We start from the raw sequence: 24,375 nt of genomic DNA on the forward strand, positions 1-24,375 counted from the left end.
CGGGGGTCACTCCTTGTGGGAGAGGGCTCGGACGGTACGGGAGGGGCTCGGTCGGCCCAGTTGTTCGGCGAGCCACACGCTGGTGGCGGTGAGCGCGTCGAGGTCGACCCCGGTTTCGATGCCGAGGCCGTGGAGCATCCACACGAGGTCTTCGGTGGCGAGATTTCCGGTGGCGCTCTTCGCGTACGGGCAGCCGCCGAGGCCGCCCGCGGAGGCGTCCACGGTGGTCACTCCGTGCTGGAGCGCGGCGAGGGTGTTGGCGAGGGCCTGGCCGTACGTGTCGTGGAAGTGCACTCCGATGGTGTCGGTGTGCACGCCCTCCTCGTTCAGCTCGGAGAGCAGGTCCTGCACATGGCCGGGGGTGGCGACGCCGATGGTGTCGCCGAGGGAGAGCTCGTCGCAGCCGAGGTCCATCAGCGCCTTGGCGACCCGGACGACCTGGTGGACGGGGACGGGCCCCTCCCACGGGTCTCCGAAGCACATCGACAGATAGCCGCGGACATGTACCTTGTCCGCCTTGGCGCGGGCGACGACCGGCTCGAACATGGCGAGTGACTCGTCGACCGTGCGGTTGAGATTGCGGGCGGCGAACGCCTCGGTCGCCGACCCGAAGACGGCGATCCGGCGGGCACCGAGTGCGAGGGCCCGGTCGAGCCCGCGCTCGTTCGGTACGAGTACCGGGAGCGCGACCCCCCCGAGGTCACCGAGACGAGGGAACAGGTCCTCCGCGTCGGCGAGTTGGGGCACCCACTTGGGGTGGACGAAGCTGGTCGCCTCGATGGTGGTCAGACCGGCCGCGGCGAGGCGATGGATGAACTCCGCCTTCACCTCGGTGGGTACGACACCCTTCTCGTTCTGCAGTCCGTCGCGGGCGCCGACCTCATGGATGCGTACCCGGGCGGGCAGATCCGGTGCGGGCACCGTCATGGGCAGCGTGCGGGCGGTGGTCATGCGTCCTCCCCGGGTTCGGCCGCAGGCGCCACCACGGCCAGTACCTGGTCCATGGCGACGGTGGAGCCGGCCGTGACATCGAGTTCGGTGACGGTCCCGGCGTGCGGGGCTGAGATGACGTGCTCCATCTTCATCGCCTCCACGACGAGGAGGCTCTGCCCGGCGACGACCTCGTCCCCGACGGCCACCTTCACCACGGTGACCGTGCCGGGCATGGGTGCGGCGAGCGTGTCGGCGCCGGAGCGGGCGGCTCCGGTGAGTGAAGCCTCGACGGGATCGTGGTCCTGGACGTGCCAGGTGTCGCCGTCGCGGCCCAGCCAGGCGCCCTGCGGGGAGGCGGCGTGGGCGAACGTGTGGGTGACACCGGCGAGTTCGAGGACGATGCGGTGCGGCGACCGCTCGATCAGTCTGGCCGTTTCCCGGCCGCCGGGCAGCGGAGCCAGCGGGCCGCAGGTGCCGGTCGGGGGCTCCGGTGGCTGCGCGCCCTCCCCGACATGGCCGAACGTCAGCTCGGTGCCCGCCGGGCAGTCGCGCAGTGAGACCTGCACGGGGTCATGACCCGGCAGCCGGAAGTCGCGCACGGTCCGGGCCGGGGTGCCGCCCAGCCGCCAGCCGCTCGCCACCGAGAACGGGTCCACCCAGCCGGAGGGGTCCACGGGGGAGGCGCTCACCGGGGAGGACTGCCGCAGCAGCGCCGCTGCCGCGTACACCTCCTCCGGAACCCCGTCGGTCACCAGCCCGTCGACCTCGCGCTCCACCAGCCCGGTGTCCAGCTCGCCCGCCACCACCTGCGGGTGGGCGAGCAGCCTGCGCAGGAATCCGGCGTTCGTCGGAACGCCCAGGATCACCAGCTCCGACAAGGCCGCGCGCAGCCGTCGCAGCGCCGTCTCCCGGTCCGGACCGTGGACGATGACCTTCGACAGCATCGGGTCGTAAAGACTGCCGACCTCGACCCCCTCGCTGAGCCCCGAGTCGGTCCGCACGCCGTGGCCGTCCGGCTCGTGGAGGGAGAGCACCGTACCGCCGGAGGGCAGAAAGCCGCGGGCCGGGTCCTCGGCGCAGATCCGGGCCTCGACGGCATGACCGGTGAGCGTGATGTCCGCCTGGCTGTAGGGGAGTTGCTCGCCGGAGGCGACCCGCAGCTGCCACTCCACCAGGTCCAGCCCCGTGATCAGCTCGGTCACCGGGTGCTCGACCTGGAGGCGGGTGTTCATCTCCATGAAGTAGTACGAGGCCGGGTCGTTGCCCGGGACGATGAACTCCACCGTGCCCGCGCCCACATACCCGCAGGAGCGGGCCGCCTGGACGGCCGCCTCGCCCATCGCCGTCCGGGTCTCCTCGTCGAGCAGGACGGACGGTGCCTCCTCGATGATCTTCTGGTGGCGGCGCTGCAGCGAACACTCGCGCTCGCCGAGGTGCACCACGTTCCCGTGCTCGTCGGCCAGGACCTGGATCTCGATATGACGCGGCCGGTCGATCCACCGCTCCACGAGCAGGGTGTCGTCCCCGAACGAGCCACGGGCCTCGCGGCGGGCAGCCGCGATCTCGTCGGCGAGCAGCGCCTCGTCACGCACCAGCCGCATGCCCTTGCCGCCGCCGCCCGCCGACGGCTTCAGCAGCACCGGCATCCCGATCCCGCGCGCCGCGTCCGCCAGCTGCGCGTCGCTGAGTCCGCTGCCGGACGACCCGGGCACGACCGGGACGCCGGCCGCGGCCACCGTCTCCTTGGCCCGGATCTTGTCCCCCATCAGCGAGATCGCCGACGCGGGCGGACCGATGAAGACGAGCCCCGCGTTCGCGCAGGCCTGTGCGAATCCGGCGTTCTCGGCGAGGAACCCGTACCCGGGGTGCACGGCCTGCGCGCCGGTGCGGCGGGCCGCCTCCAGCAGCGCGGGCACGTTCAGATAGCTGGCGGAGGCGGGTGCGGGACCGATCCGTACCGCTGTGTCGGCCTCCCGTACATGCCGGGCGTCGGCGTCCGCGTCGCTGAAGACGGCAACGGACCGCACACCCATGTCACGCAGGGTCCGGATGACCCGGACCGCGATCTCGCCGCGGTTGGCGACAAGAACGGTGTCGAACATCGTCATCTGTTCCCTCACATCCGGAAGACGCCGAAGCCGGGCTCACCCAGCGGGGCGTTGGCACACGCGGTCAGAGCGAGCCCCAGCACCTGCCGGGTCTCCAGGGGGTCGATCACACCGTCGTCCCAGAGCCGGGCGGTGGCGTAGTACGCGTTGCCCTGCGTCTCGTACTGCTCGCGGATCGGCGCCTTGAAGGCTTCCTCGTCCTCGGCGCTCCAGTCGTCGCCCAGCTGGTCGCGCTTGACCGTCGCAAGGACGGACGCGGCCTGCTCACCGCCCATGACGGAGATCTTGGCGTTGGGCCACATCCACAGGAAGCGCGGTGAATAGGCCCGCCCGCACATGGAGTAGTTCCCGGCCCCGTACGACCCTCCGACCACGACGGTCAGCTTCGGCACGCGGGTGCAGGCGACCGCCGTGACCATCTTGGCGCCGTGCTTGGCGATGCCACCGGCCTCGTAGTCGCGCCCCACCATGAACCCGGAGATGTTCTGCAGGAAGACGAGCGGGATGCCGCGCTGGTCGCACAGCTCGATGAAGTGCGCACCCTTCTGGGCGGACTCGGAGAACAGGATGCCGTTGTTGGCGACGATGCCGACCGGATGTCCGTGGATCCGGGCGAAGCCCGTGATCAGCGTCGTCCCGTACTCCGCCTTGAACTCGGCGAACCGCGATCCGTCGACGACCCGGGCGATCACTTCCCGTACGTCGTACGGCGTCCGTGAGTCGACCGGCACGACCCCGTACAGCCCTGCGGGATCGACCTTCGGCTCCTCCGCGGGCTCCACGGACCAGGGCAGAGCGGCACGCGCGGGCAGCGTCGAGACGATGTTCCGGACGATCCGCAGCGCGTGCGCGTCGTCCTCGGCGAGATGGTCGGTGACGCCCGACGTGCGGGAGTGGACCTCGCCGCCGCCCAGCTCCTCCGCCGTGACCACCTCGCCGGTCGCGGCCTTCACCAGCGGCGGCCCGCCGAGGAAGATCGTCCCCTGGTTCCGGACGATCACGGCCTCGTCGCTCATCGCGGGGACGTACGCCCCACCGGCCGTACAGGACCCCAGCACGGCCGCGACCTGCGGAATCCCGGCCCCCGACATCCGCGCCTGGTTGTAGAAGATCCGCCCGAAGTGCTCCCGGTCGGGGAACACCTCGTCCTGCATCGGCAGAAACGCCCCGCCCGAGTCCACCAGGTAGAGACAGGGCAGCCGGTTCTCCAGCGCCACTTCCTGGGCCCGCAGGTGCTTCTTCACCGTCATGGGGTAATACGTGCCGCCCTTGACCGTGGCGTCATTGGCGACGATCACGCACTCCCGGCCGCTGACCCGTCCGATCCCGGCGATCACTCCGGCCGCCGGGGCCGCGCCGCCGTACAGCCCCTCGGCCGCCAGCGGCGCCAGCTCCAGGAAGGGCGATCCGGGGTCCAGCAAGGCGTCCACCCGGTCCCGAGGCAGCAGCTTGCCGCGTGCGACATGCCGGGCGCGGGCCTTCTCACCCCCGCCCAGCCTGGCCACGGCCAGCCGCGCCCGCAGCTCGTCGCCGAGCGCGCGATGCGCCTCCTCGTTGGCCAGCCAGCCCTGAGACGCGGGATCCGCCGCACTCGCCAGCACCGGTGCCTGCTGCATCCGTCGAGCCCCCTTGCCCGGTCGGCCGGTCCGGCCGACTCGGTTAATGAGCGTTAACACGTTCCCTTCAGGTTAACGCTCGCTAACCCGACTGTCTAGAATCGAATCCATGACCACCAGGACGGACGCCCCGACACGCCGTGAGCAGATCCTCAAGGAGGCTGCCCGCCTCTTCGCCGAGCGCGGCTTCCACGGCGTGGGTGTCGACGAAATAGGCGCTGCCGTGGGGATCAGCGGACCCGGCCTCTACCGCCACTTCCCCGGCAAGGACGCGATGCTCGCCGAACTCCTGGTCGGTATCAGCGAGCGTCTCCTGGCGGGCGGACAGCTGCGGGTGACCGAGGACGCGAGCTCCGGCGACGGTTCCCCGGAGACGCTGCTGGACGCGCTCATCGAGGGCCATATCGACTTCGCCCTCGACGACCGTCCCCTGATCACCCTGCACGACCGCGAGCTGGACCGCCTCCGGGACACCGACCGCAAGCGGGTGCGCAGGCTCCAGCGGGAGTACGTGGAACTGTGGGTCGAGGTGGTCCGCGCCCGCTACCCCCTCCTGCCCGAGAACGAGGCCCGTGCCACCGTCCACGCGGTCTTCGGCCTGCTCAACTCGACCCCCCACCTGGGCCGCCCCGGCGCCCTTCCGGGCCGCACGGCGACGGCGGCGCTGCTGCACCGGCTGGCGCGGGGGGCGTTCGAGGCGGCGGGCGAGCAGGCGTAGGGCAAGCCGGTTTCTGCGGACCTGCCGCAGGTAATCTCTGCTCCATGGGTGAGTTCCTGCCGTTCCTCGTGGTGACCGGCGCGCTCGCCGCGGTCATGGGCTTCTTCACCTGGCTGGCATCCCTCGTCCGCCGCCGCGGCCTCGCCGGCGGAGCTGTCCGCGCCGCCATGGCCTCCTACGAAGAGGCATTCCGTGTGACCGCCCACGACTCGCACCACGAGATCCAGGCACAAGCGGAACGCAAGATGCCGGTGGCGTCGCCCGGTGATCCGTGGCGGCCGGTCCGTGGCGGGGCCGGTCCGCGGGGCGAGGGCGGGCGAGGCACTCTGCGGCGGCGTCCTCGCCGATGGCGGCGACGTCTTCGCGGGCTGGTGAACAGGCCCGGGCGTGATCGCTGACAGTTCCGCCCCGGCTGACCCCTCCCTGCGAGCCCGCCAGGGACCACGGGACAGCCCTTAGCATCTCCGCATGCCTGAATTGCAGCTCCTCCGCCTCGACCACGCCCAGGCCCTTCTCGCGTTCGAGCAGGAGAACCGGGCCTACTTCGCCGCGTCGATCCCCGATCGTGGCGACGACTACTTCGCCCACTTCGATGTGCGGCACCACGATCTGCTCGCGGAACAGGCCGCGGGGCAGCACTTCTTCCATGTGCTGGTGGACGGCAGCGGCGCGGTACACGGGCGGGTCAACCTGGTCGATGTGGCCGACGGTTCGGCCGCACTCGGATACCGGATCGCCGAGAAGAGCGCCGGGCAGGGTCTGGCCACGGCCGCCGTGCGTGAGATCTGCGGCCGTGCCGCCGCGGAGTACGGTCTCACCGCGCTGCGGGCCGCCACGACCCTCGACAACGCCGGGTCGCGAGCCGTGCTGAGCCGTACGGGATTCGTACCCATCGGTGAGATCCGGCTGAGCGGCCGCCCGGGCCTTCGCTTCGTACGGAATCTGCGGGAGGCGCCGGAACCGGGCAGCGCGGAATGACCGCCCCGGCCGGAGGTGCGGCGCACGCAGCAACCCGGCGATGCGGTGGCCCGGGCGCCCCGCGGACGTGCCCCGCCGTCCGCCGTGCAAGACACCCGGCACGCTGCGCACACCTGACGGCACAATGGGTTCATGCCGATACCCAGCCGTGCCGCCCTCGTCGAACACCTTGTCCGTACGCGTATCGCCGGAGATGTCGCCACACCCCGTGACAACAACCTCTCCCACTACCGCAAGCTCGCCAACGGCGATCGCCACTACTGGCTGGGTCTGGAGCTCGGCAACCGGTGGGCCGATGAGCAGGACGTGCTCGCCGTGATGGCCGAGCGCTGTGGGGTCAGCGACGATCCGGAGCACCGGCACGGGCAGGACACCATCGATCCCGAGCTGACGGTCGACGCGCTGGAGCGGATGGCGGCCCGGCTGCGCAAGGCGGCCGCCGGCTCGGAGCGGGTGCTGTTCGCGACCGGGCATCCGGGTGGGCTGCTGGACGTGCACCGGCAGACCGCGGACGCGTTGCGGGCCGCCGGGTGCGAGATCGTGCGGATTCCGTCCGGGCTGATGGCGGACGAGGGCATGGTCTTCCAGTTCGCCGATGTGGCCGTGATGGAGCGCGGGGCGACGCTGTGGCACACGCACTCGCCGGCGCCGATGGCGGCCGTCCTGGACGGTCTGGAGCGCGAGGGACGGCCGATGCCGGATCTCGTCGTCGCCGATCACGGGTGGGCCGGTTGTGCCGGGCAGCGGGGGCTCGACTCGGTCGGCTACGCGGACTGCAATGACCCGGCGCTCTTCCTCGGGGAGGCGGAGGGCACCCTTCAGGTCGTCGTGCCGCTGGACGACCATGTCCTGGACCCGCGGTTCTACGACCCGATGACGGACTATCTGCTGGACGCGGCCGGGCTGATCTGAGCGCCCGTCGTCCTCAGGCGCCGGGCGGGTCCGAGCCGGCGGCCCCGCGCCGCACGACCAGCCCCAGCCCAGGCGTCGGGTCCAGATACACCCGGCGGATCGTCGGATACCGCTCCTGCAGCTGCTCCTCCGCCTCCTCGCACGCCCACTCGATCTGCTCCGCGGTCGACGTGTCCCGGAAGTCGATCTTCGCGGCGACGAGGACTTCCGTCGGTCCCTGGATCAGGGTGGTGAGCTCCAGGACCTCGATGATGTGCGGCACGGTGAGGAGTTCCTCACGGATCCCGGCCCGCATCGCCTTCGGCACCGGGCGGCCGATCAGCAATTGGGCGTTGGAGCGGCCCAGCACCCAGGCCACGTACACCAGCAGTGCGCCGATCAGGAGCGACGCGACGCCGTCCCAGACGTCGGAGCCGGAGAGCTGACCGCCGAGCAGACCGCCCGCGGCGAGGACCAGGCCCGCCAGGGCCGCCGAGTCCTCCATCACGACCGCCTTGACCGCGGTGTCGGGGGTGTGGCGCAAGTAGTGGGTGGCGGGCGCGCCCAGACGGGCGGCTTCGCGACGGACCTGACGCAGGCCCGTGCGCAGGGAGTAGCCCTCCAGCAGGAACGCGATACCCAGCACGATGTACGAGACCAGCGGGTCGCCTAGTTCCTCCCCCTGGACCAGGGTGTGGATGCCGTCGTAGAAGGCGAACACCGCGCCGCCGACGAAGGTGGCGACCGAGGCGAGCAGGGCCCAGATGTAGCGCTCCGGGCCGTAGCCCAGAGGGTGTTCCTCGTCGGCGGGCTTCTCGCTGCGCTTGAGCGCGGTGAGCAGCAGAACCTCGGTGACCGTGTCGGCGACCGAGTGCGCCGCCTCGGAGAGCATCGCGCTCGATCCGCTGATCAGCCCCGCGACCGCCTTCGCCACGGCGATACCGAGGTTGGCGACCGCCGCGACGATGACCGTGAACGTGGACTCACCACCGGGCGCGCTGTTGTCGGTGCTGTTCTCGGCGCTCATGGTGGGGAGTATCCACGAAGGGGCGGTCCGTGGCCTGTTCAGTCCCGCGGGACCCGGACCACGCCCTCCTGGATGACGGTGATCGCCAGCCGGCCGTCCTGCGTGTAGATACGGGCCTGGCCCAGACCGCGTCCGCCGGACGCGGACGGCGACTCCTGGTCGTACAGCAGCCATTCGTCGGCCCGGAACGGCCGGTGGAACCACATCGCGTGGTCCAGGCTCGCGCCGACCACGTCGCCGACCGCCCAGCCGCCGCGCCCGTGCGCGAGCAGCACCGAGTCGAGCAGCGTCATGTCGGAGACGTAGGTGGCCATGCAGACGTGCAGCAGCGGGTCGTCCGCGAGCTTGCCGTTGGTGCGGAACCACACCTGGGAGCGGGGCTCCTGAGGTGTGCCGACGTTGGCGAACGGCGGGGCGCCGACATAGCGCAGGTCGACCGCGGCCCGGGCTTCCAGCAGCCGGTCCATGACACCCGGGTCGGTGAACACGTCCGCGTACCGCGGGAGCATCTGTTCCGCCGTGGGGAGCGTCTCCGGGTCGGGAGCGGGCGGCATGTCCGCCTGGTGCTCCAGACCCTCCTCGTACGCCTGGAAGGACGCAGAGAGATGGAAGATCGGCTGCCCGTGCTGCACGGCCACCACCCGGCGGGTGGTGAAGGAGCGGCCGTCGCGGATCCGGTCGACGCTGTAGACGATCGGCGCGCCCGGGTCGCCCATCCGCAGGAAGTAGGAGTGCAGGGAATGGGCCGTGCGGTCCGCGGGGACGGTGCGGCCCGCGGCGACGAGTGCCTGGGCTGCGACCTGGCCGCCGAAGACCCGGGGCACGACCGCCGAACGGCTCGTGCCCCGGAAGATGTCCCGCTCGATCTGCTCCAGGTCGAGCAGATCGAGCAGGGATTCAAGTGCTGTGCTCATGGAGAAGAACGTAACCGCTCTACAGACCCATGGACTTGGCGATGATCGACTTCATGACCTCGCTGGTGCCGCCGTAGATGCGGTTGACGCGGTTGTCCGCGTACAGGCGGGCGATCGGGTACTCGTTCATGTAGCCGTAGCCGCCGTGCAGCTGGAGGCAGCGGTCGATGACGCGGTGCGCGACCTCGGTGCAGAACAGCTTGGCGGAGGCGGCCTCGGCGGGGGTGAGCTCACCCGCGTCCAGGGCCTCCAGGGCACGGTCGGCGACGGCCTCGGCCGCGTCCACCTCGGCCTGGCAGGCGGCCAGCTCGAACTTGGTGTTCTGGAACGAGGCGACCGGCTTGCCGAAGACCGTGCGCTCCTGCACGTACTGCTGGGCGAACCGGACGGCGGCCTTGGCCTGCGCGTACGCGCCGAAGGCGATGCCCCAGCGCTCGGACGGGAGGTTCTGGCCGAGGTAGTGGAAGCCCTTGTTCTCCTCGCCGAGGAGGTCCTCGACGGGCACCTTCACGTCGACGAACGCCAGCTCGGCGGTGTCGGAGGTGCGCAGTCCGAGCTTGTCCAGCTTGCGGCCGATGGAGTAGCCCTCGGACTTGGTGTCCACGGCGAAGAGCGAGATGCCGAAGCGGCGGTCGTCCTCGCGCGGGGCGGAGGTGCGGGCGCACACGATCACGCGGTCGGCGTGCACGCCACCGGTAATGAAGGTCTTGGCACCGTTGAGGACGTAGTGCGTACCGTCCTCGGAGAGCTTGGCGGTGGTCTTCATGCCCGCGACGTCGGAGCCGGTGCCCGGCTCGGTCATCGCCAGCGCCCACATCTCCTCGCCGGTGACGAACTTCGTCAGGTAGCGCTTCATCTGCTCGTCGGAGGCGAGCATCTTGATGTACGGCAGGGCGAGCAGCACATGCACGCCGGAGCCGCCGAAGGAGACGCCCGCGCGCGCGGTCTCCTCGTAGAGCACGGCCTCGAACTTGTGCGTGTCCAGTCCTGCGCCGCCGAACTCCTCGGGGACGTTGATGCCGAATATGCCCAGCTCACCGAGCTTGTCGTAGAAGTCGCGCGGTGCCTGGCCGGCGGCGAACCACTCGTCGTAGACGGGCGCGACCTCGGCCTCGATGAAGGCGCGGATGGTCTCCCGGAACGCCTCGTGGTCCTCGTTGAATACCGTACGGCGCACGGGGGTGCCTCCTCTGTCAGCGGTGAGTGAGCTTCGGCCAGGGCTGGCTAAGCGCTTGCTCAGTTCTCGTCAAAAGTTACCCGGCGGTCACCGGAGCTGTCCAGAGTCGGCCGGCGGTGGTCGCCCACATCACAGCCGGCGTTCGCCGCCGGACCGGTCGGCCCCGGCCTTGCCGCCGGACCGGTCGGCGCGGCCTCACGGCTGGTCCGGTCGGCGCGGCCTCACGGCTGGTCCGGTCGGCGCGGCCTCACTGCTGCCGCAGTGCGAACCAGAGCTCCGTCCGTACGTCCATGTCGTCCAGGTCCGCGTCCAGCAGCGTCGCGCAGCGGGCGATGCGCTGGCGGACCGTGTTGCGGTGGACCTGGAGGGCCGTGGCCGTGCGGTCCCAGCTGCCGTGGAGACTCAGCCAGCAGCGGAGCGTCTCCGCGAGCGTGGCGGTGAGCGGAGCGAGCAGTGCGCGGGCGTGCGCCTCCGCCTCGGCGCGCGGGACGAGGGCGGTGAGACCCCGGCCGGTGTCCGTGTGGTGGTGGGCCAGCGGGGTGCGGGTGGCCACGGCGCGGCCGAGCGCGCGGGCCGCCTGGCCGTCGGCGAGGTCCAGTGCGGTGATGGGGGCCGGGGCGGAGGTGCCGAGTGTCCAGCCGGGCTGCGGGGTGACCCGGTCGGTGCCCGGGACCAGGACCTTGACGGCGTCGCCGCCCCGGCCCGCGTCGACCAGGGCCGACCCGAGGGCGGCGCCCAGCGCCCCGGCGGTGAGCGGGTCCACCGGGCCACCGGCGCTGCGGCGTGCGTGCACCACCGTCCAGAGTTCGGCGCCGCCGAGCAGCGGGGCGACGGTCACCGGGTCCGCGCCGAGCAGCAGCCGCACGAGCGCCGCCGACCGGCCCGCGGCGTCGGCGCCCTGGTGCGGGGCGGCCAGCAGGGAGAGGAGGACGACCGCGATCCCGGTGACCGTGTGGTCGCCCGCTTCGCGCCGCCCCGTCGCCAGTGCCAGGACGAGCCCCTGCCCGCCGCCGAGCGCGTACGCGAAGAGATGTGTGTCCCCGAGGGTGTCGGTCGCGGACGTCGGGGCCGGGGAGGCGGGGGCGGTGGTGGGGGAGACCACGCGGGCCAGCCGGGCCAGGGCCGCCCGCACCTCGGGGGCCGGTCGGCGGCCCGCCGCGTGCAGCTCCTCGCCGGCCGCGGAGAGCAGCATCGCCCGGCCCGCCAGCTGCGCGGCCAGCTGGTGCAGCACCGCGGGCACCGGGTCCGGCCGCGCCGCCGCCGTCGCCAGTGCCTGCTGGGCGCGCGTCACCCGGCGCAGCTCCCGGTGCCGGGCCTCGGCCATCAGCCGCCACACCGCCCGCGCGATCGCCGTGAACGGCGTCGCGGGCGGCACCTCCACCAGCGGCAGCCCGTGCCGGTCGCACGCCTCGATCAGCGCCTGCGGCACCGCGTCGTGCACCGGGGTGACCCCGAAGCCGAGCGCCGCCGCACCCGCCTCCACCAGCCGGGCGACATACGTGTCCGGCTCCTTGAGCAGCACTCCGGCGCTCAGCAGCAGCTCACCGCCGAGCAGATACGGGTACGGGTCGGCCATCTCCGAGGTGTGCACCCACAGCAGGTCGACATGGGCCGGGCCAGCGATCAGGCGCAGCCCGAGGTCCTCGCGGGCGAGCAGTTCGGCCAGCGGGATCGGCGGGGTGGGCGGAGCCGACCCGGCGGGGACGGCGGACCCGGAGGGGGCAGAGGGCCCGGTGGGAGTGTCCGGCATGGACGGTCCATCCATTGGCTACGGCGAGAATGGATAAAACGTACACTTCAGCGCTGCCTGCAGGCCACCTACCGTCTTCACGAACCACACAACCCCGCAATGACCCGCAACGTGACTGAGACGGAGGAAGCCCATGGCTGTCGACTACGCGGTGATCGTCGTCTATCTGGCGGGCATGCTCGCCATGGGCTGGTGGGGCATGCGCCGCGCCAAGTCCAAGAGCGAATTCCTGGTGGCGGGCCGCCGCCTCGGCCCCTGGATGTACTCGGGGACCATGGCCGCGATCGTCCTCGGCGGCGCCTCCACCATCGGTGGCGTCGGCCTCGGCTACCAGTACGGACTCTCCGGCGCCTGGATGGTCTTCACCATCGGCCTCGGACTGCTCGCCCTGTCCGTCTTCTTCTCGGCGCGTATCGCCCGGCTGAAGGTCTACACCGTCTCCGAGATGCTCGACCTGCGCTACGGCGGCCGGGCGGGCCTCATCTCCGGCGTCGTCATGTGGGCGTACACGCTGATGCTCGCGGTCACCTCGACCATCGCGTACGCCACCATCTTCGACGTCCTCTTCGACATCAACCGGACCGTGGCGATCATCCTCGGCGGCGCCATCGTCGTCGCGTACTCGACGCTCGGCGGCATGTGGTCGATCACGCTCACGGACATGGTGCAGTTCGTCGTCAAGACGATCGGTGTGCTGCTTCTCCTCCTGCCGATCGCGGTCATCAAGGCCGGCGGCTTCAGCGAGATGAAGGCGAAGCTGCCCACCGAGTACTTCGACCCGCTGGGCATCGGCGGCGAGACGATCTTCACCTACGTGCTGATCTACACCTTCGGCATGCTGATCGGCCAGGACATCTGGCAGCGCGTGTTCACCGCACGCACCGACCGGACCGCGCGCTGGGGCGGCACCGTCGCCGGCACCTACTGCCTGGTCTACGCGCTCGCCGGAGCCGTCATCGGCACCGCTGCCAAGGTCATGTACCCGAAGCTGCCCAGCGCGGACTCCGCCTTCGCGACCATCGTCAAGGACGAACTGCCGGTCGGTGTGCGAGGGCTGGTGCTCGCCGCCGCCCTCGCCGCGGTGATGTCGACGTCGTCCGGTGCGCTGATCGCCTGCGCCACCGTCGCCAACAACGACATCTGGTCGAAGCTGCGAGGCGCGGTCTCGCGCGGCCGGGGCGACGAGCACGACGAGGTGAAGGGCAACCGGGTCTTCATCCTCATCATGGGTGTGGCCGTCATCGTCATCGCCATCGCGCTCAATAATGTGGTGGAAGCGCTGACCGTCGCGTACAACCTGCTCGTCGGCGGTCTGCTGGTGCCGATCCTCGGCGGTCTGCTGTGGCGCCGGGGCACGGCGGCCGGTGCGCTGGCCGCGGTGGCGGTGGGCGGCGTCGCCGTGATCGGCCTGATGGCGACGTACGGAATCCTCGCCAACGAGCCGGTCTACTACGGGTTGCTCGCCTCGCTCGCGGTGTACGTGATCGTCTCCCTGGCGACGAAGCCGACCGATGCGGCGGTGCTGATCGCCTGGCGCGAGCGGCTCGCGGGGAAGGGTGCCGACTCGGACGAGACGGCACCGGAAACCGTGACCGTCTGACCCCTTGTCCTCAACATCCCCCATCGCCTCAACGGCATGGGGGGTGCCCCCCCGACGGGCTCGATCCTGGCCCTGTCGTCCTCAATCGCCGGGCAGGCAGACCGAGCCCGTCCGGCGATTGGGGACGCAACCCGTTGTACCCGCACCACCCCGCGTCATCAGAAGAAAGGCACTCCCCATGAGCAGCAACGAAACGCCGCGCGGCCCCATCGACTCCTCCCGCGTCCCGCGGTACGCGGGGCCGGCGACGTTCGCGCGGCTGCCACGCCTCGACGAGGTCGGCACCGCCGACGTCGCCGTCGTCGGCGTGCCCTTCGACACGGGTGTCTCGTACCGCCCCGGCGCCCGCTTCGGCGGCAACGCCATCCGTGAGGCGTCGCGCCTGCTGCGCCCGTACAACCCGGCACAGGACGCCTCGCCGTTCGCCCTCGCGCAGGTCGCCGACGCCGGTGACATCGCCGCCAACCCGTTCAACATCAACGAGGCCGTCGAGACGATCGAGGCCGCGGCGGACGATCTGCTCGGTACCGGCGCCCGCATGATGACGCTCGGCGGCGACCACACCATCGCGCTGCCCCTCCTGCGCTCCGTCGCGAAGAAGCACGGCCCCGTCGCGCTGCTCCACTTCGACGCCCACCTCGACACGTGGGACACCTACTTCGGCGCCGAGTACACCCACGGCACGCCGTTCCGCCGGGCCGTCGAGGAGGGCATCCTCGACACGTCCGCGCTCTCCCACGTCGGCACGCGCGGCCCGCTGTACGGCAAGCAGGACCTTGACGACGACGCCAAGATGGGCTTCGGCATCGTCACCTCCGCCGACGTCATGCGCCGCGGTGTCGACGAGATCGCCGACCAGCTGCGCCAGCGCATCGGCGACCGCCCGCTGTACATCTCCATCGACATCGACGTCCTGGACCCGGCGCACGCGCCCGGCACCGGCACCCCCGAGGCCGGCGGTCTCACCTCCCGCGAGCTCCTCGAGATCGTCCGCGGCCTGTCCTCCTGCAACCTGGTCTCCGCCGACCTGGTCGAGGTCGCCCCGGCGTACGACCACGCGGAGATCACCTCCGTCGCCGCCTCCCACACGGCGTACGAACTGACGACGATCATGTCCCGCCAGATCGCGGCCGCGAAGGGGGCCGAGGGCAAGTGACCCACGACCACCACGACGAGCGCCCGCAGCTCACCCCCGAGCAGATCGCGGCCGCGCTGAACCCGTCGGCCGGACGCAACGGCGGCGACCTCGTCGTCGAAACCCTCCAGGGCCTCGGCGCGACCACCGTCTTCGGCCTGCCCGGCCAGCACGCGCTCGGCATGTTCGACGCGCTGCGCCGCTCGTCCCTCTCGTACGTCGGCCTGCGCGTCGAGAACAACGCGGGCTTCGCCGCCGACGCGTACGGCCGGATCACCGGTGAAGTCGCCCCTCTGCTGCTCTCCACCGGCCCGGGGGCTCTCACCTCGCTCGCCGCGCTCCAGGAGGCGGCGGCCGCCTCGGCGCCCGTGCTGGCCATCTCCAGCCAGATCCCGACCGCGGGCCTGGGCGGCGGGCGCCACGGCTATCTGCATGAACTCCGGGACCAGAAGGCATCGTTCCGCGACATCGTGAAGTCCGTCCACACGGTCCGTACGGCGTCGCAGATCCCGTCCGCGATCGCCGCCGCCTGGGAGTCCGCGCTGACGGCCCCGCACGGCCCGGTCTGGATCGAGATCCCGCAGGACGTGCTCCTCGCCGAGACCACCCTGCCGGCGGTCACCGCGATGGACGCCACACCGCGGCCGCTCCACGCCCGTCCCGAACTGACCGCCGTGGCGGCCCACCTGCTGGCGAACGCCGAACGGCCGGCGATCATCGCGGGCGGCGGAGTCGTCCGCTCCGACGCGTCCCGCAAGCTGCTCGCCCTCGCGGAGAAGATCGACGCCCCGGTCGTCACCACGTTCGGCGGCAAGGGCGCCTTCCCCTGGGAGCACCCGCTCTCGCTGCAGTCCTGGCTGGAGGACCGTCACACGACGGACTTCCTCGAAGCGGCGGACGTCCTGCTGGTCATCGGCTCCGGACTGGGTGAACTCTCCTCGAACTACCACACGTTCAGCCCGCGCGGCCGGGTCATCCAGATCGAGGCGGACGCCGGGAAGCTGGAGTCCAACCACCCCGCGCTCGGCATCCACGCCGATGCCCGTGAGGCCCTCGCCGACCTCCTCGAAGAGGTCGAGCGCCGCGAGGACCCGTCGGCCGCGGACCGCGTCCGCACGGTGCTGGAAGCGGTACGCGAACGGATCGCCGGCCAGGACCTCACCCTGGAACAGCAGCTCATCGCCTCGGTGCGCGAGGCGCTGCCCGACACGTCCCCGAGCTTCTGGGACATGACGATCCTCGCCTACTGGGCCTGGTCCGCCTTCGACGCCCGGCACCCCAACACCATGCACTCGGCGCAGGGCGCGGGTGGTCTCGGCTACGGCTTCCCGGCCGCGCTCGGCGCGGCGGCGGCCGACCGCACGAAGCCGGTCCTCGCGGTCTCCGGCGACGGCGGCGCGATGTACTCGATCGCGGAACTGGCCACGGCCCGTCAGTACGACCTGCCGGTCACCTGGTTGATCATCGACGACGGCGGCTACGGCATCCTGCGCGAGTACATGACGGGCGCGTTCGGCGAGGCCACGGCGACGGAACTGTCCCGCCCGGACTTCGTCGCCCTCGCCGAGTCGTTCGGCGTGCCGGCGGTCCGCACGACCCCGGAGACGCTCGCCGCCGACCTGGCGAAGTCCTTCGCGGAGCCCGGCCCTTCGGTGGTCGTGCTTCCGGCGCTGCTGAGGATGTTCGAGCCGACGCATCTGTAGGCTGCGGCTCCACCGAGGTTCCGGGGCGCGGACTCGGAACCTTCCCTCGTCCGCGAGGTCGTCACCGACCTCGCGGACGAGTCGGCCGCTCGCCCCGAAGCCGGTGTCCTCGCGTCACAACCCGGCATTCCGGGCCGGGAGCGTACAACTTTTCGGCCGCTCAGGAGTCTTCTGTGTGCCAGGTGTGCAGGGGGCGCACCACGCAGACCACTCAGGGGGAGACGTCTCATGACGGACCGGCCTCGTATCCACCGCCGCGCACACACCGCGCTCGCCGTCACGCTCGCCGCAGGCGTGCTCGCACCCGTGGCCCTCGCCGCCACGCCCGCCGCGGCCGCGACACCGACGGTGACCTGTACCTCGGGCAAGGCGGGGCTCGCCGCCAAGCTGTCGAAGGACATCGCCGCCGCACTCAAGGGGCGCTCGTCGACCACGGCGATCGCGCTCTACGACCGGACCACCAAGACGTCGTGCACGATGCGGTCCACGAGCAAGTACGACTCCGCGAGCGTCGTGAAGGCGACCGTCCTCGCGACGTTGCTCTGGGACAACAAGAAGCACAACCGCTATCTCACGCAGCGCGAGGTCAACCTCGCCACCGCCATGATCACCAAGTCCGACAACGACGCGACCACCAGCCTGTGGAAGCAGCTGGGCGTGACCAAGGTGAATGCGTTCCTGAAGGCCGCGGGGATGACGCACACCGTGCCCGGCTCCGGCGGCTACTGGGGACTGACCCAGATCACCGCGCAGGACGAGCTGCGACTGCTGTCCCTGCTGACCGCGAAGAACTCCGTGCTCAGTGACAACTCGCGCGCGTACGAGCTCGGCCTGATGCGCAAGGTCATCTCCTCGCAGCGGTGGGGGACGCCCGCCGGTGCCCCGTCCGGGGTGACCGTCCAGGTCAAGAACGGCTGGCTGCCGCGCGCCACGCACGGCTGGCGCGTGCACAGCATCGGCGCGTTCACCGGGAAGGGGCACGACTACGGGATCACCGTGCTCACCCAGGACAACAAGACGATGAACGACGGCATCAACACCATCCAGGCGGTCGCCCGGGCCATTCACAAGGACCTGAACCCGGCGGTCACCGCGCAGACGACGATCGCCCCGCCCGCGAAGCCGCAGGAGGCGGTACCCGCGGTGCCCGGTGCTTCCGCGGTGCCGATGGTGACGGCCGCACCGCAGTCGTAGTTCCTCGGGTCCCGAATCCTAGGCCGAACGGACCATCTTCGTAACGGCGGGATGAAATCCGCAGCTGACCGCGTTGGTGCCTTCCGGTAGATCAGGTCGAACGGGAGGCACCGGTGACGGACGCAGGCACGGACGCGGAGCGGCAGGGCTGGGCCCGGCGGCTGGGCGGCTACGCATGGCGCTACCGACGCAATGTGCTGCTGGCACTCGGCTCGTCGCTCGCCGGGATGGCGGTACTGGCGCTCGTCCCGCTGATCACCAAGGTGATCATCGACGATGTCGTCGGTAACCACACCCGCTCCCTCGGAGTCTGGACCGGCCTCCTGATCGCCGCGGCCCTGCTGGTGTACATATCGACGTACGTCCGCCGCTACTACGGCGGACGGCTCGCCCTCGACGTCCAGCACGATCTGCGTACCGAGATGTACGGGACGCTCACCCGGCTCGACGGGAAGCGGCAGGACGAGCTGTCCACCGGGCAGGTCGTCGGGCGCGCCACCAGCGACCTTCAGCTGATCCAGGGCCTGCTGTTCATGCTCCCGATGACCATCGGGAACGTGCTGCTCTTCCTCATCTCCCTGGTGATCATGGCGTGGCTCTCCCCGCTGCTGACCCTGGTCGCGATCGCCGTCGCCCCCGCCCTCTGGTTCATCGCCCGCCGCTCCCGCTCCCGGCTCTTCCCCGCCACCTGGTACGCCCAGGGCCAGGCCGCCGCAGTCGCCGGAGTCGTCGACGGCGCCGTCTCCGGCGTCCGGGTCGTCAAGGGGTTCGGGCAGGAGGAGCAGGAGACCGGCAAGCTGCGCGAGGTGGGGCGGAAGCTGTTCGCCGGGCGGCTGCGCACCATCCGGCTGAACGCCAGGTACACCCCCGCCCTCCAGGCCGTCCCCGCGCTCGGCCAGGTCGCGATGCTGGCGCTCGGCGGCTGGCTCGCCACCCGGGGCGAGATCACCCTGGGCACGTTCGTGGCGTTCTCCACCTACCTCGCCCAGCTGGTCGGACCGGTCCGGATGCTCGCCATGGTGCTCACCGTCGGGCAGCAGGCCCGCGCCGGTGTGGAACGCGTACTCGAACTGATCGACACCGAGCCCACCATGAAGGACGGCACGGTGGTGCTCCCGGCGGACGCCCCCGCGCGCGTCGAGTTCGACGACGTGCGGTTCGGGTACGCTCGAGACACAGGCATGGGAAGCGGAGCCCCCGAGCGGCTGGTCCTCGACGGGTTCTCGCTGACCATCGAGCCCGGTGAGACCGTCGCTGTCGTCGGTGCCTCCGGCAGCGGGAAGTCGACCGTCTCCCTGCTGCTGCCCCGCTTCTACGACGTGTCGCACGGCGCCGTCCTGGTCGGCGGCCACGACGTCCGCGAGCTCACCCAGGACTCGCTGCGGGCCGCCATCGGCCTCGTACCGGAGGACAGTTTCCTCTTCTCCGACACGGTCCGCGCCAACATCGCGTACGGGCACCCGGACGCCACTCAGGAGCAGATCGAGCAGGCCGCCCGCGCCGCCCAGGCGGACCGTTTCATCGCCGATCTGCCCCTCGGCTACGACACCAAGGTCGGCGAGCACGGCCTGACCCTCTCCGGCGGCCAGCGCCAGCGCGTCGCGCTGGCCCGCGCCATCCTCACCGACCCCCGGCTGCTTCTCCTCGACGACGCCACCTCCGCCGTGGACGCCCGCGTCGAGCACGAGATCCACGAGGCCCTGGCGCAGGTGATGGCGGGCCGCACGACGCTGCTGATCGCCCACCGCCGCTCCACCCTCGGCCTCGCCGACCGGATCGCCGTCCTGGAGGAGGGCCGGCTCGCCGACATCGGTACCCACGAGGAGCTGGAGCGCCGCTCCCCGCTCTACCGGCGTCTGCTCACCGACCCGGACGAGCTGGGCGGCACCTCCCCGGGCCACCAACCCGTCCTGGCCGACACGGCCGTCGAGGACGACCGGGCGCTCCCGGAGGAGCTGGAAGCCGACTTCGACGCCGAGCGCGGCATCAGCCCCGGTCTGTGGGTCCGCAAGGAGGAGCCCCGCGACACCGGCGCCGCCGGCATGCCCGCCACCCCCGAGCTGCTCGCCCAGGTCGAGGCGCTGCCCCCGGCCACCGACATCCCGGACATCGACGAGGCGCGCGCCGTGCGCGCCGAGGAGTCGTACGGGCTGCGCAGGCTGCTGCACGGCTTCGGCCTGCCGCTGCTGGTGAGCCTCGCGCTCGTCGCCGTCGACGCCGGCATGAGCCTGCTCCTGCCCGTGCTGATCCGGCACGGCATCGACCAGGGCGTCACGCAGATGGCGTTCGGCGCGGTCTGGGCAGCCTCCGGGATCGCCCTGCTCGTCGTGCTGGCGCAGTGGGCGGCGCAGATCGGCGAGACCCGGATGACGGGCCGCACCGGCGAGCGGGTGCTCTACTCGCTGCGGCTGAAGATCTTCGCGCAGCTCCAGCGGCTCGGCCTCGACTACTACGAGCGCGAGCTGACCGGCCGCATCATGACCCGGATGACGACGGACGTCGACGCGCTGTCCACGTTCCTGCAGACCGGACTGGTCACGGCCTTCGTCTCCGTCGTCACGTTCTTCGGCATCATGGTCGCGCTGCTCGTCCTCGACGTCGAGCTCGCACTGGTCGTTTTCACGACGCTTCCGGTGCTGGTCATCGGTACGTTCTTCTTCCGCCGCAAGAGCGTCAAGGCGTACGAGCTGGCGCGTGAGCGGATCAGCGTCGTCAACGCCGACCTCCAGGAGTCCGTCTCCGGGCTCCGGATCGTGCAGGCGTTCCGCCGCGAGCGGGACGGCGCCGAGCGGTTCGCCGGCCGCAGCGACCACTACCGTGAGGCCCGGGTGCGCGGCCAGTGGCTGATCTCGGTCTACTTCCCGTTCGTGCAGCTGCTGTCGTCGGTGGCCGCGGCCGCCGTACTGATCGTGGGTGCGGGCCGGGTCGACAACGGCACACTCACCACCGGTGCGCTCGTCGCGTATCTGCTCTACATCGACCTGTTCTTCGCGCCCGTGCAGCAGCTCTCCCAGGTGTTCGACGGCTACCAGCAGGCCACCGTCTCGCTCGGCCGCATCCAGGAACTCCTCCGGGAGCCGACCTCCACCGCCGACTCCGTGGAGCCGCTGGACGTCCTGTCGCTGCGCGGCGAGATCGCGTTCGAGGACGTCTCCTTCGCGTACGGCGCCGACGACGAGAAGGAAGAGGCCCTCACCGGCATCGACCTGCGGATCCCGGCCGGCCAGACCGTCGCGTTCGTCGGCGAGACCGGCGCCGGGAAGTCCACCCTCGTCAAGCTCGTCGCCCGGTTCTACGACCCGACGGGCGGCCGGGTCACGGCGGACGGCACCGATCTGCGCCACCTCGACCTCACCGCGTACCGGCACCGGCTCGGCGTCGTACCGCAGGAGGCCTACCTCTTCGAGGGTACGGTCCGCGACGCCATCGCCTACGGGCGGCCGGACGCCACCGACGCGCAGGTGGAGGCCGCGGCCCGGGCGGTCGGTGCCCACGACATGATCGCCACGCTGAACGGCGGCTATCTGCACGAGGTCGCCGAGCGGGGCCGTAACCTCTCGGCCGGCCAGCGCCAGCTGATCGCACTCGCCCGCGCCGAACTGGTCGACCCGGACGTCCTGCTGCTCGACGAGGCGACCGCCTCCCTGGACCTCGCCAGCGAGGCCCTGGTCAACCAGGCGACCGACCGGCTCACCGGCCGCCGCACCACCCTCGTCGTCGCTCACCGGCTGACCACGGCCGCCCGCGCCGACCGGGTGGTGGTGATGGACCACGGCCGGGTCGTCGAGGACGGCACGCATGACGAACTCCTCGCCGAGGAAGGGCACTACGCCGTGCTGTGGCGCACCTTCATCGGGGAGGACGAGCCCGCGGGGGTCTGATCCGAGAGGGTCTCAGCGGATGCCGGAGATCCTGCCGGTCCGCAGGTCCGACTGAACCGTCAGATACGTGTACGTGGGGTGCTTGCCGCCGCTCCAGGTGAGCCGCACCTTCGACCAGGTGTGACCGGCGCCGCTGTCGCCCGAGGTGACCTTGAAGGCGAGCGGGGTGTTCTGCGCGCGGAGGACACCGTCCGCATGGTTGCGCGTTTCCCAGGTGTGCAGCTGGGAGCGGAGCGCGGGCGTGAGGTAGAACGCCCGGAGCGCGGCCGTGAGCGTGCCGCCGCCCGCGGTGCCGGCGGCGTCGATGTAGGCGCCGTAGAAGTGGGCGACCTGCTGGTAGGCCGGGGCCGCGGCGGTGCTGCGTGCCGTCGCCGGGGCCGCGGGGGCCTGCGGCGTTGCTGCGGCGGCCGGAACCACGGCCGCGGCGGCGAGCAGAACGGTGAGGAGAAGGGTGCGGCCTGCGGTGTGACGGCCTGGCATGTTGCGGAGTTGGATCACGGCAGTTCCTTCCATTTGTGTCGCTCTGTCCTGTTGGACATGAGTTGTGTCGATTCGGTTGCGTCGGATGCGTAGCTCGACGGGTGCAACCTCCGGATGGCCTCTCGCGTCGTACGCATGTACGTCTATGTGGCACGTTTGGCGAGAGTGTTCGATGGAGCTGATGAGATGGGCGGGTTGGCTGGGGTGAAGGGTCTGCTGGGCACCAGAGGAATCGGAAGGGCGGCAAGGGGGATCGGCGGGGGCCGGCAGGCGCTGGTGCAGCTGCTCGTCCTGGCGCTGGTGAGCGCCGCCGGGCTGGTGCTCGGCAGTCCCGGAGCGAGCAGCGCCGACGCGGTGTCGGCGTGCGGCGGACGGCCCGCGAAGACGGTGAAGTTCGCGACCGGCGAGCTACGCGTCTACAGGAGCCGCGCCTACGCCTGCGCGGTCACCGTCGCCGACAAGCCGGGCAAGCGCCGCCAGATGTCCGTCCAGCTGCAGGCACGAGGTGCCCGGCCGGTCGGCGACAGCGGCAGATACACCACGCGGGCAGGCCCGGTGACGGTGTCCGCGCTGCACCGGTGCATACGGGCCACGGGCTCGATCTCCGGGACATCGCGTTCCACGGGCTGGATCCTCTGCTGACGCCGCCCGCCTGACGCCGGGACAACAGGGTCTGGCGGTGCGGGTGTTGCCCCCGCTAGGTTCACGACGAATGTCGTGAATCAAGGGGAGGGTGTATGCGCAAGGCGCTCAGAGGTCTTCTGTCGCTGGCGGTGCTCATAGGCACCGTGACCGCGACGGGTACCTCGGTCGGTGCGGCCACCGCCGCTGAACCGGCCGCGTTGGATTCCGCCCAGGCCGCTGCGGGCAGCGACAGCGGTACGAGCACGGACATCAAGGACCGCATCCTGGCCATCCCGGGGATGAGTCTGATCGAGGAGAAGCCGTACGAGGGCTACCGCTACTTCGTCCTCAACTACACCCAGCCGATCGACCACCGGCACCCGTCGAAGGGCACGTTCCAGCAGCGGATCACCCTGCTGCACAAGGACACGTCCCGCCCGACGGTCTTCTACACCAGCGGCTACAACGTCTCCACGAACCCCAGCCGCTCCGAGCCGACCCGGATCATCGACGGCAACCAGGTCTCGCTGGAGTACCGCTTCTTCACCCCGTCCCGCCCGGCACCCGCCGACTGGTCGAAGCTCGACATCTGGCAGGCCGCCAGCGACCAGCACCGCGTCTTCACCGCGCTGAAGCAGATCTATTCCAAGAACTGGCTGACCACCGGTGGCTCGAAGGGCGGCATGACCGCCACGTACTTCGAGCGCTTCTACCCCAAGGACATGGACGGCGTCGTCGCGTACGTCGCGCCGAACGACGTGGTCAACAAGGAGGACTCGGCGTACGACCGGTTCTTCCGGAACGTCGGCACCGAGGAGTGCCGCGACCGGCTGAACGGTGTGCAGCGCGAGGCCCTGATACGCCGCGAGCCGCTGGAGAAGAAGTACAAGGAGTACGCCGACGGCAACGGCTACACCTTCAACACCGTCGGCTCGCTCGACAAGGCGTACGAAGCCGTCGTCATGGACTACGTCTGGGCGTTCTGGCAGTACAGCCTGCTCGCCGACTGCGATTCCATCCCCGCCGATGCCAAGACCGCACCCGACCAGGCGATCTGGGACTCGGTCGACCGCATCTCCGGCTTCTCCGCCTACGTGGACCAGGGCCTGAACACGTACACGCCGTACTACTACCAGGCGGGCACCCAGCTCGGCTCGCCGGACATCGAGCAGCCGTGGCTCGGCAACCTCAGCCGGTACGGGTACCAGCCGCCGCGCAACTTCGTGCCGCGCTCCATCCCGATGAAGTTCCAGCCGTCGGTGATGCGTGACGTCGACAGCTGGGTGAAGCACCACGCCCACCACATGCTGTACGTGTACGGGGAGAACGACCCGTGGGGCGCGGAGCGCTTCCGCCTCGGTGCGGGCGCCCGTGACAGCTACGTCTACACGGTGGCGGGCGGCAACCACGGCTCCAATGTGGCCGGTCTCGCCGCCGATGAGAAGGCGAACGCCACCGCGGCCATTCTGCGCTGGGCGGGCGTCGCCCCGGCCGCCGTGCAGTCGGACCCGGCGAAGGCGAAGCCGCTCGCTCCGTACGACAAGCGCCTCGACAAGAAGGACGTGACGAGCGAGCGCAGGCAGGGCCCCACGCTGCGGCCGTAACGGGCCGGCACGGCGTGATGCGTACCGGGTCCGAACCGTGCG

The 24,375-nt window shown here is 71.0% G+C and carries 19 protein-coding genes; 11 read left to right on the forward strand and 8 right to left on the reverse strand.

The genetic code is table 11. The features are described from left to right. Positions 1-6: 6 nt before the first annotated feature. Genes ACFYP5_RS24735 through ACFYP5_RS24745 form a run of 3 tightly spaced genes read right to left on the reverse strand, consistent with a single transcriptional unit; the run spans position 7 to position 4,657 of the window. Positions 7-951, reverse strand: a complete 945-nt coding sequence (locus ACFYP5_RS24735) for a hydroxymethylglutaryl-CoA lyase (RefSeq protein WP_389039805.1) — start codon at positions 949-951, stop codon at positions 7-9. Then, positions 948-3,035 carry an acetyl-CoA carboxylase biotin carboxylase subunit gene (locus ACFYP5_RS24740; RefSeq protein WP_389039890.1) on the reverse strand — a complete coding sequence of 696 codons (2,088 nt, stop codon included), beginning with the start codon at positions 3,033-3,035 and terminating at the stop codon, positions 948-950. Before ACFYP5_RS24740 ends, ACFYP5_RS24735 begins: the two co-directional genes overlap by 4 nt. A 14-nt stretch (positions 3,036-3,049) precedes the next feature. After that, complete coding sequence (locus ACFYP5_RS24745; protein WP_389039807.1) at positions 3,050-4,657, reverse strand: carboxyl transferase domain-containing protein; 1,608 nt, start codon at positions 4,655-4,657, stop codon at positions 3,050-3,052. Between the two features lie 109 nt (positions 4,658-4,766). On the opposite strand from ACFYP5_RS24745, the gene ACFYP5_RS24750 reads away from it, so the two are divergent. The 4 genes from ACFYP5_RS24750 (at position 4,767) to ACFYP5_RS24765 (ending at position 7,265) form a co-directional block, all read left to right on the forward strand. Beyond that, complete coding sequence (locus tag ACFYP5_RS24750; RefSeq protein ID WP_389039810.1) at positions 4,767-5,375, forward strand: TetR/AcrR family transcriptional regulator; 609 nt, start codon at positions 4,767-4,769, stop codon at positions 5,373-5,375. 44 nt (positions 5,376-5,419) lie between these two features. Further along, positions 5,420-5,773, forward strand: a complete 354-nt coding sequence (locus tag ACFYP5_RS24755; protein ID WP_389039812.1) for a hypothetical protein — start codon at positions 5,420-5,422, stop codon at positions 5,771-5,773. A gap of 70 nt (positions 5,774-5,843) precedes the next feature. Continuing rightward, the gene (locus ACFYP5_RS24760; protein ID WP_389039815.1) at positions 5,844-6,353 is read left to right on the forward strand and encodes a GNAT family N-acetyltransferase; all 510 of its coding nucleotides are present in this window, start codon (positions 5,844-5,846) and stop codon (positions 6,351-6,353) included. Positions 6,354-6,485: 132 nt separating this feature from the next. After that, a complete protein-coding gene (locus ACFYP5_RS24765) occupies positions 6,486-7,265 on the forward strand; it encodes a phosphatase (RefSeq protein WP_030923461.1) in 780 nt (259 codons plus the stop codon). 13 nt (positions 7,266-7,278) lie between these two features. Here ACFYP5_RS24765 and ACFYP5_RS24770 read toward each other — a convergent pair whose 3' ends face one another. The 4 genes from ACFYP5_RS24770 to ACFYP5_RS24785 all read right to left on the reverse strand — a co-directional run bounded on the left by ACFYP5_RS24770 (position 7,279) and on the right by ACFYP5_RS24785 (position 12,112). After that, the gene (locus ACFYP5_RS24770) at positions 7,279-8,271 is read right to left on the reverse strand and encodes a cation diffusion facilitator family transporter (RefSeq protein WP_389039818.1); all 993 of its coding nucleotides are present in this window, start codon (positions 8,269-8,271) and stop codon (positions 7,279-7,281) included. A 38-nt stretch (positions 8,272-8,309) separates the two neighbouring features. Then, complete coding sequence (tesB, locus tag ACFYP5_RS24775) at positions 8,310-9,185, reverse strand: acyl-CoA thioesterase II (RefSeq protein ID WP_389039821.1); 876 nt, start codon at positions 9,183-9,185, stop codon at positions 8,310-8,312. 19 nt (positions 9,186-9,204) lie between these two features. Further along, on the reverse strand, positions 9,205-10,362 hold the full coding sequence (locus tag ACFYP5_RS24780; RefSeq protein WP_354389352.1) for an acyl-CoA dehydrogenase family protein: 1,158 nt from the start codon (positions 10,360-10,362) through the stop codon (positions 9,205-9,207). Positions 10,363-10,609: 247 nt separating this feature from the next. Then, positions 10,610-12,112 carry a PucR family transcriptional regulator ligand-binding domain-containing protein gene (locus ACFYP5_RS24785; RefSeq protein ID WP_389039823.1) on the reverse strand — a complete coding sequence of 501 codons (1,503 nt, stop codon included), beginning with the start codon at positions 12,110-12,112 and terminating at the stop codon, positions 10,610-10,612. A gap of 133 nt (positions 12,113-12,245) precedes the next feature. On the opposite strand from ACFYP5_RS24785, the gene ACFYP5_RS24790 reads away from it, so the two are divergent. The 5 genes from ACFYP5_RS24790 to ACFYP5_RS24810 all read left to right on the forward strand — a co-directional run bounded on the left by ACFYP5_RS24790 (position 12,246) and on the right by ACFYP5_RS24810 (position 21,625). Then, on the forward strand, positions 12,246-13,712 hold the full coding sequence (locus ACFYP5_RS24790) for a sodium:solute symporter (protein ID WP_389039825.1): 1,467 nt from the start codon (positions 12,246-12,248) through the stop codon (positions 13,710-13,712). 178 nt (positions 13,713-13,890) lie between these two features. Next, entirely contained in the window at positions 13,891-14,868 is a 978-nt protein-coding gene (speB, locus tag ACFYP5_RS24795) for an agmatinase (RefSeq protein ID WP_030970834.1), read from the forward strand. After that, the gene (locus tag ACFYP5_RS24800; RefSeq protein WP_389039828.1) at positions 14,865-16,550 is read left to right on the forward strand and encodes a thiamine pyrophosphate-binding protein; all 1,686 of its coding nucleotides are present in this window, start codon (positions 14,865-14,867) and stop codon (positions 16,548-16,550) included. The genes speB and ACFYP5_RS24800 overlap by 4 nt, the downstream gene beginning before the upstream one ends. 228 nt (positions 16,551-16,778) lie before the next feature. Continuing rightward, positions 16,779-17,744: a serine hydrolase gene (locus ACFYP5_RS24805; protein WP_389039830.1), complete on the forward strand. Its 966-nt coding sequence runs from the start codon at positions 16,779-16,781 to the stop codon at positions 17,742-17,744. A gap of 113 nt (positions 17,745-17,857) precedes the next feature. Further along, on the forward strand, positions 17,858-21,625 hold the full coding sequence (locus ACFYP5_RS24810; protein WP_389039833.1) for an ABC transporter ATP-binding protein: 3,768 nt from the start codon (positions 17,858-17,860) through the stop codon (positions 21,623-21,625). 12 nt (positions 21,626-21,637) lie between these two features. On the opposite strand, the gene ACFYP5_RS24815 is transcribed toward ACFYP5_RS24810, so the two are convergent. Beyond that, entirely contained in the window at positions 21,638-22,123 is a 486-nt protein-coding gene (locus tag ACFYP5_RS24815; RefSeq protein ID WP_389039836.1) for a hypothetical protein, read from the reverse strand. A gap of 168 nt (positions 22,124-22,291) precedes the next feature. On the opposite strand from ACFYP5_RS24815, the gene ACFYP5_RS24820 reads away from it, so the two are divergent. Together ACFYP5_RS24820 and ACFYP5_RS24825 are read left to right on the forward strand one after the other, a co-directional pair. Next, positions 22,292-22,747 (forward strand): hypothetical protein, encoded by a 456-nt coding sequence (locus tag ACFYP5_RS24820; RefSeq protein ID WP_389039838.1) that lies wholly within the window; start codon positions 22,292-22,294, stop codon positions 22,745-22,747. A 95-nt stretch (positions 22,748-22,842) separates the two neighbouring features. After that, on the forward strand, positions 22,843-24,333 hold the full coding sequence (locus tag ACFYP5_RS24825) for a S28 family serine protease (protein WP_389039841.1): 1,491 nt from the start codon (positions 22,843-22,845) through the stop codon (positions 24,331-24,333). Positions 24,334-24,375 lie beyond the last annotated feature (42 nt).

It is taken from the genome of Streptomyces sp. NPDC005262, assembly GCF_042872425.1.
Lineage (GTDB): Bacteria > Actinomycetota > Actinomycetes > Streptomycetales > Streptomycetaceae > Streptomyces.